The 7,695-nt window shown below is 47.4% G+C and carries 8 protein-coding genes; all 8 read right to left on the bottom strand.

Annotated elements, in window-relative coordinates; translation table 11 throughout:
* A partial coding sequence (gene trpB / locus EPO18_RS08245; protein WP_292432878.1) for a tryptophan synthase subunit beta occupies nucleotides 1-1,142 on the bottom strand: 1,142 nt, incomplete at its 3' end.
* The gene (locus tag EPO18_RS08250; RefSeq protein ID WP_292432879.1) at nucleotides 1,139-1,768 is read right to left on the bottom strand and encodes a phosphoribosylanthranilate isomerase; all 630 of its coding nucleotides are present in this window, start codon (nucleotides 1,766-1,768) and stop codon (nucleotides 1,139-1,141) included. The genes trpB and EPO18_RS08250, both read right to left, overlap by 4 nt.
* A gap of 234 nt (nucleotides 1,769-2,002) precedes the next feature.
* Nucleotides 2,003-2,629 carry a DUF2231 domain-containing protein gene (locus EPO18_RS08255; RefSeq protein WP_292432880.1) on the bottom strand — a complete coding sequence of 209 codons (627 nt, stop codon included), beginning with the start codon at nucleotides 2,627-2,629 and terminating at the stop codon, nucleotides 2,003-2,005.
* 82 nt (nucleotides 2,630-2,711) lie between these two features.
* Nucleotides 2,712-3,515, bottom strand: a complete 804-nt coding sequence (truA, locus tag EPO18_RS08260) for a tRNA pseudouridine(38-40) synthase TruA (RefSeq protein ID WP_292432881.1) — start codon at nucleotides 3,513-3,515, stop codon at nucleotides 2,712-2,714.
* Between the two features lie 24 nt (nucleotides 3,516-3,539).
* Entirely contained in the window at nucleotides 3,540-4,097 is a 558-nt protein-coding gene (locus EPO18_RS08265; protein WP_292432883.1) for a L,D-transpeptidase, read from the bottom strand.
* Nucleotides 4,087-6,213: a CHASE2 domain-containing protein gene (locus EPO18_RS08270; RefSeq protein WP_292432884.1), complete on the bottom strand. Its 2,127-nt coding sequence runs from the start codon at nucleotides 6,211-6,213 to the stop codon at nucleotides 4,087-4,089. The genes EPO18_RS08265 and EPO18_RS08270 overlap by 11 nt, the downstream gene beginning before the upstream one ends.
* Nucleotides 6,214-6,422: 209 nt before the next feature.
* Complete coding sequence (locus tag EPO18_RS08275; RefSeq protein WP_292432886.1) at nucleotides 6,423-7,331, bottom strand: M48 family metalloprotease; 909 nt, start codon at nucleotides 7,329-7,331, stop codon at nucleotides 6,423-6,425.
* On the bottom strand, nucleotides 7,328-7,695 hold a 368-nt coding region (locus tag EPO18_RS08280; protein WP_292432888.1), incomplete at its 5' end, for a hypothetical protein. The genes EPO18_RS08275 and EPO18_RS08280, both read right to left, overlap by 4 nt.

A 7,695-nucleotide genomic window follows, 5' to 3' on the forward strand; every position in this document is an offset into this window, starting at 1 on the left:
AGGCAGACAATTATAATTTCATCTTTTTTCATAGTTGGCGCAAGCTTCATGGTGTAAGCCATCGCATGGCTCGATTCCAGTGCCGGAATAATACCTTCCATCCGGGTCAAGGCATGAAAACCTTCCAGCGCTTCAGTATCGGTAATATTGACATATTGAGCCCTGCCGGTATCTTTCAACCAGGCATGCTCAGGGCCCACGCCCGGATAATCAAGGCCAGCTGAAATGGAGTGTGTCTCAATGATTTCACCGTCATCATCTTCCATCAGATAAGTCCGGTTGCCATGCAATACGCCGGGACGGCCTGCGCATAAAGGTGCGGAATGACGGCCTGTTTCGACGCCGTCGCCGGCCGCTTCTACACCGATCATTTTTACCGAACGATCATCAATAAAAGGATAAAACAAGCCAATTGCATTCGATCCGCCGCCAACGCAGGCAACCAGTGCATCAGGCAAGCACCCGGCTTGGTCAAGACATTGCTGCCTTGCTTCACGACCGATGATGGCCTGAAAATCCCTGACCATCGCAGGATAAGGATGAGGACCTGCTACTGTACCGATAATATAAAAGGTATTATCGACATTGGTGACCCAATCTCTGAGCGCTTCATTCAACGCATCTTTTAAAGTTTTTGAACCGGATTCAACGGCGACGACTTTCGCGCCCAGCAATTTCATCCGATACACATTTAAAGACTGTCGGGCAACATCGACAGCACCCATATAAATTACGCACTCCAATCCCAGCCTTGCAGCAACCGTCGCCGTCGCAACACCATGCTGACCGGCTCCGGTTTCGGCAATAATACGCGTCTTGCCCATGCGTTTGGCCAACAAAGCCTGGCCGATCGTGTTATTTATTTTATGTGCGCCGGTATGATTCAGGTCTTCGCGTTTTAGATAAATCTGCGCACCACCCAGTTCACGACTCCAGCGTTCGGCATGGTATAACGGCGACGGCCGTCCTACGTAATACTTTAAATCAGCATCCAATTCGGCTATAAACTCAGGATCATCTAAATACTGCTGATAAGCGGCATTCAATTCCTGAATCGGTAGCATCAATGTTTCTGCGACGAACATTCCGCCGTAAGGGCCAAAGTGCCCCCGCTCATCGGGCATATTATATTTTTCTGTCATATTATTCTGTCACCCTCATTAACTTCACGTATGAATGCCGCCATTTTTAGCGCATCCTTAACACCTTTTTCCGCTTCCACACCGCTGCTGACATCCAGCGCATAAGGTCTTACTGTCTGCACCGCCTGTCTGGCATTATTTTCGTCCAGGCCACCGGCCAATATGATAGGCAAGGCGCACTGTTCAGGAATCAATTCCCAGTCGAACCGACTGCCGGTACCGCCCTTTGCTCCCGGATGATAAGCATCCAGCAACAATCCTGCCGCATCGTGATATTGTAGAGCCAAGCCAGGAATATCAATGCTTTTTTGCATTCTGACAGCCTTCATATAAGGCTTGCCATAAAGCCTGCAAGCGTCAGCAGGTTCGTCTCCATGAAATTGCAGGCAATCTATAGATACCTGCTCCAAAACCTTGCGTATCTGTGACTCCTGCTCATCGACAAACAAAGCGATGACCGAGACAAACGCAGGCAATGCATTAACAATTTTAACTGCTTGCTCAATATCAATATTTCTCGGACTGGGCGGATAAAACACCAAACCGATTGCATCCACGCCTAACCGGGCTGCACAAACAGCATCCTCGACACGGGTAAAACCGCAAATTTTAACGCGAGTTCGCATAAAGTGATATGAGAATTTAACAAAAAAAGCTAGCCGCGTAGAATAACATAAAATAGCAATATGGTTTGCTGGTAATCGTCATTAATTTTGCAACCGCCTCAACAAAAAAGGCCGAGATAAAATCGGCCTTGTGTCCAACAACACAAAAAAATAAGCGAGGCTGAGTTTGCAATATCAACCCAAAATTTAAAATACCTTTAAATTTGAGCAGCATAACTGCCTCAGATTATTTATTTAATGCTCGTGTTCATGAACATGCTCATGAACCCCAACATCCTGAACTTGAGCAGCTTTAACGGCCACCCCATATTTATAAACCATCAAACCGCCTAAATCAGCACCCAACATCATCAGCACACAAAGCAACGTCGCTAACATCAGGAAAAAACTGTTAGCACCGCCCTGAATGACTCCGCCACTCTTCAAGCGCCAAGCCGACAATAAAATTGTCAAAGAAAGCACTGATATGCCGAAATGCTCATGCCGCTCCATAATGGCATGAACTTCCTCCCCATGCGCTACGGAATTTGCGGCCATAAAACCGGCCATTACAGTAAATACGGCGGCTATGGTGCCTAAATACAACAACCAGCTGGCGACATTGCGGCATTGCGATTTTTTAGCCAGCGTACCGACCAGATCCAAAGCAAAAAAAGCCGATAAAAATGCAACCGGGAAATGTACCAACAAAGGATGAATATTATCCATATTGGAAATACCGGGCATTAATGTCGGAACAATACCCGGTGAATCGTGAGCTGTGAGTCCTTCAAAAAAAGCCAACAGACTTGCCACGCCTTCAGCAACACCGCCGCCGTGATCGGCCCCTCCATGAATTTGAAAAGACAAAAAATTATTCATATCAACCATCGTTATTGTTTACAAAGAAGATAATCTACTTGATATTTAGCCAATTGCAAATAACTAAAAGGCGTTGCAAAAGTTAATCATGTCGTCTGGCATCAACCGGCAACTTTTCAAACACGGGATGTTTAGCAATACCGTAATGCTCGGGATAATAAACCGCACCCAAATACAAGCCGTCCGGCGGCGCAGTGACGCCACCCAACTTCCGGCTTTTAACCTCAAGCAGCTCTTGCGTCCAGTTCATCTGTTGCTTTCCGGCACCTATATCCATCAATACTCCGGCAATATTCCTAACCATGTGGTGCAAAAAAGCGTTGGCGGAAATATCCATGATGACCTTATCTCCGTCCCGATAAACATCAATAAAATATATCTCCCGGCAAGGACTTTTAGACTGGCAACCTTGCGCTCTGAACGTCGAAAAATCATGTTTCCCAATCAGATGTTGCGCAGCCTGATGCATCTTATCGGCATCCAGAGGGCTCGGCCGCCAAGTCACCTGATTTCTTAATAACGCAGATTTAATAGGCCGGTTAAGAATAACGTAGCGATAAAAACGGGCAATAGCGCTGTACCTGGCGTGGAAATCGCCAACCGCCTGCGTTACCCAAGTGATTCTGACATCATCCGGCAGATTACTGTTGCCGCCTAACTTCCAGGTATGGAGTTCGCGCTCTACTTTTGCGTCAAAATGCACGACCTGTTCAAGCGCATGCACGCCGGTATCGGTTCTTCCGGCGCACTGCACGGTAACCTTGTGATCGGCGACTTTCGACAGAGCCCGCTCCAGCACCTGCTGAACACTGCGTTGCTCGGTTTGCCACTGCCAGCCTGAAAAGCCGCTGCCATCGTATTCGATGCCTAAAACAATACGCGTCATTCAAATCCTATTACAAACAAACTATTACTCATGAATATAAACCTTAACCCCAACCTCAATCCTATTAAACAAGTCCAACACATCGGCGTTTTTCATCCGAATACAGCCGTGCGACTCTGGATTACCGTTCATTAAGTCATCGGGACAACCGTGGATATAAATATATCGCCAAGCAGTATCGACTTTGCCGTAACGATTTTTGCCCGGCTCGAGTCCGCTTAGCCACAAGATACGAGTCAATATCCAGTCGCGCTGCGGATTTTGTCTGCCTAGTTCAGCACTGTATATTTCACCCGTAGCGCGTCTGCCGACAAACACCGAGTTTAAAAACTGACCCGCACCAATTTTTGCCCTGATTTTATGCCAACCGGTAGGCGTGCATTCGCTGCCCATCTGCTCACCCGCACCTTTTTTTGCGGTAGAAACGGGATAAATTTTCACTGGATTTCCATACTTATAAAGTGTCAATTGCTGACTGGCGATACAAACATCCAGATAATTCAGTGCATCGTCCGCCTCCGCCGTGCCAGTTCCCGACTGGCTTGCGGCATACACACCATCCCTGGCGATACTATTTTTCATTTAGCACCCAAACGCTATCCCAATCAGAACCAGCCACATCCTTCTCGGCAAGACAGCGTTGCAAATACACATTTGCGACCGGATCATCCGGTAACTTTGTAAAAACAGCTGCTGCTGCCGCCAACTCACCCTGCTTATACAAAACCTGGCCCTGATTAAATGTCTGTATCGCCGACGGCAAGGCTTCACCTTTAAAACCCAGCAATTCATAAACGGTTACCGGCGTATTTCTTCCCACTACCCTGATGGTCCCGGTTTCACGCCAGAGAAAGGCATCACCGGTCTGCTGTTTGGTCGCTTCGGAAATCATTGTATAAGTGCCGAAAAACTTATTGGCGCCCTCCAATCTCGCGGCCAAATTGGCCGCATCGCCCAACATGGTATAGTTAAAACGGGTTTTTGAACCGAAATTGCCGACCACCACCTTGCCGCTATGAATGCCGATACGGTTATAAATCCATGCGCCGGTTTGTTGAAAAAACTCTTCTCGCCGCTCTGTCAATTTGCGCTGGCATTTTAAAACGCTCCGGCACATCCGCACTGCGTGATCTTCCTGGGTTAACGGCGCATTGGTAAATGCGATAATGGCATCGCCTTCGTACTTATCCAAAGTACCGCCTTCGTCGGTAATAATATCGGTCATGTCGGTTAAATAGCTGTTCAAAAAATGCACCAGCTGTTCCGGCGTTAGTTTTTCGGAAATTGTGGTAAAACCCTGTATATCTGAAAAAAAGATACTTAGCTCGCGCGTTTCGCCCCCTAATTTTAACAGCGCAGGGTTTTTCTTAAGTAACTCAATATATTCCTTGCTTAAATAACGTTGAAACATAGTTTCTATAGCGCGCTTTTTCCGGCCTTCAGTCAGATATTTTAAAATAACCGAATTAACCAGCGCCAAAATAACCGCCGTTTCCACAAACAATACCGGCCAATCGTAACTGTAGGAATACGCCGCAAAGCCGATCAACAACGATAACGGCGTAAATAATACAAACCCCAGTACAAGGCCCAGCATGCGCTTGCTGTGAATCAACAAATAACTTGCCGAACTGGAAAGAACCAAAGCAATACAAAAGGCCAACCATGCCGGAAATGTTTTGATTGCATCACCCGCCAACAGGTTGTCCAGCATCGTCGCATGAACTTCCACTCCCGGATAATCGCCGCTAACAGGCGTCGATCGCAAATCCTTTAAGCCCGGCGCGCTAAACCCGAAAAACACATACTTATCCTTAAACAGCGCAGGATCGATTGCGCTTTTCTCGCCCGCCTGCAAATGCAATTCGGACTGGATAATGGCCGCCGCACTAAAAGACTGATGTGTACCTGAATCGCCGCGAAACTTTAAAACTAACTGCCCCTTATCGTCGGTCGGGATGCTTTTATCCTGGTAATGTAACAAGCCGTCATAACTCAATGTTCTGTCTTGCTTGCCCAATAACAATGCCGCCAAACCCATCGAGGGGATTATTTGCTGATCAAAAACACGAAATAATGAAGCTCGCCTGAACACGCCGTCGGAATCGGGTTGTTCATCGGCATGGGAAAGCAGGCGAGCGGCATTGGCTAATCGGTCAATCGGAAAAGTGGCGTGAGTTTTATTCATTGCACTCGTATCCGCCTGTTTTTGCCATTGCTCCAGTCCCTGTACCTTGATTGAACCGGGTGTAACAGTAGCTGGCCAGCTTGCCTTTTGCTTGCTTTGCTCGCCTAAAAAAACCGGCAACACGACCTTATTGTCAGCTATCGCGCTTGCAAACACCTGATCGTCTTCAACGCCGTAAATCGACGCTTCGGTATACAACACATCGAAAGCAATTATTTTAGCGCCGGCCCGCTGCATAAACCGGATAATCGGCACGTATGCTTCGCGCGGCCAAGGCCAGGATAAGCCGTTTACAGATGCGCCCCAGTCCAGGCTCGCCTGATCCAGCAGGATGATTTTAATATCTTTGGTATAAACGGAAGGTTGCGCCAGTGATTTCTCCCTCCAAGACCAAGTAGTGTATTCCCATTGATCGAGGAGTTTAGTTGATTGCAATATCTGGGCTAGCAATACCGCTGTCAAGCCGGTAATCACCGCAGAACGCAATTTCATGCGTGTAGTTAAGTCCATGCAGTTAATTAGTCGTAATCGGGGGACGTTACGCTCTTAAGTCCAACGGATAAACCTTGAATATTATTGACTTTGGAACATGCGCTACTTCTTTCTCAGGAAAAAGGTAGGGATGAGGGGATAAAAACAAGTTTTTACTTATTTTATTCCCCTCAGCAACTGCCTAAGTCAATGTTATTGGGTAAACCCGACAACAAGAGCGTAAAAATTTAAAGCATCTTCAACATCTCGCCAAAGCGTTTATCGCGATTAGCATTTGCAGCTAACGCTAACAAAGTTTGCGGCAACAACGGTCTAATATCGGCGATCCGGTCATCCGGGGCAGGATGAGTGGAGACGAAACCGGTCGATCCAGGCTGAACCTTAACTTTCATCGTTTCCAAAACCCGAATTAATGCATTCGGATCATAACCGACGCGTTGCATGATTTTAATCGCGGCAGCATCCGCTTCATTTTCCTGTCCGCGCGCATAGCCGCTATTAACCAGCGTTTGGGTAATATCGTCAATACTGCCTTCAAATAACCGGGTTAATTCCCCCACATAACCACCCACCGCCTGCTGAGCGCCTTCCGAAGCAATAACGGTCAATGCTGAAGTGATGCGGCTGGTCGAAATAGCTGCAAGTGCATGCGATTTTTGTACATGGCCTATTTCATGAGCCAGTACCGCAGCCAGATCGTCTTCATTTTTACAAAGCTTGACCATGCCTTTGGAAACAAAAACAAAACCGCTCGGCGCCGCAAAAGCAACGACCTCGTCAGTATCCAGCAACAAGAAATGGTAGCCTTTAAAAGTTGACGGCTTTTCAGACGCCATAACCAGAACCTGCCCCAGCAAGTTAAGATAATTATTGGCAGCCGGATTGTCTTTCACAGGATAACGACTGACAATACTTGCGCTCACAGTTCTGCCGATGTAATACTCCTGCGACGGAGTAATATCTTCCATCGTTTTTGCAACAGCCGTGGAGGCCCGGGCTGCGGAGCCGATGTAATCACCGTATGGAACCAACCCTGAAGCACCGGCAACCGAAGCCACGCCGCCGACCACCTTATTCATATCGGCACAACTCATCAAACCGAGCGCCAGCAATGCTACTAATAATGAGCGCATCATAATCCTGCTCCCCGCAATCCACCCTGTTTAATAAACTGCTCAATATCCGCATTGTTGACCGTGAATTTTTCCATGTTATCCACCCAAACAAAACTTACCTGCTGATGCCCCGCTTTGTAGGCATTTTCCACATCCGCATTAAATCCTTTACCGGCCAAAGCGATTTCTTTACCGTTTGCGCCTTCATTAATATCACTGCCCGGCACCAAATCAACTTTAGATTCCGATACCGCAGACTGATGAATCCAGCCCGGCTTTCTTTGGGTATTGACCATACGCCATGGTCCCTGCTCTCTAACGAGTTCCACCGATTCGCCATAAACGACTTTATCAACTATTTCTCCGAAAAAAGACGGCGTCCCTC

It is taken from the genome of Methylobacter sp., assembly GCF_004322395.1.
Lineage (GTDB): Bacteria > Pseudomonadota > Gammaproteobacteria > Methylococcales > Methylomonadaceae > Methylobacter_A.

Bases quoted from the DNA above. Each gene is read 5' to 3' on its own strand.
- EPO18_RS08250 (WP_292432879.1), bottom strand. From the start codon at position 1,768: ATGCGAACTCGCGTTAAAATTTGCGGTTTTACCCGTGTCGAGGATGCT.
- EPO18_RS08255 (WP_292432880.1), bottom strand. From the start codon at position 2,629: ATGAATAATTTTTTGTCTTTTCAAATTCATGGAGGGGCCGATCACGGC.
- truA (WP_292432881.1), bottom strand. From the start codon at position 3,515: ATGACGCGTATTGTTTTAGGCATCGAATACGATGGCAGCGGCTTTTCA.
- EPO18_RS08265 (WP_292432883.1), bottom strand. From the start codon at position 4,097: ATGAAAAATAGTATCGCCAGGGATGGTGTGTATGCCGCAAGCCAGTCG.
- EPO18_RS08270 (WP_292432884.1), bottom strand. From the start codon at position 6,213: ATGGACTTAACTACACGCATGAAATTGCGTTCTGCGGTGATTACCGGC.
- EPO18_RS08275 (WP_292432886.1), bottom strand. From the start codon at position 7,331: ATGATGCGCTCATTATTAGTAGCATTGCTGGCGCTCGGTTTGATGAGT.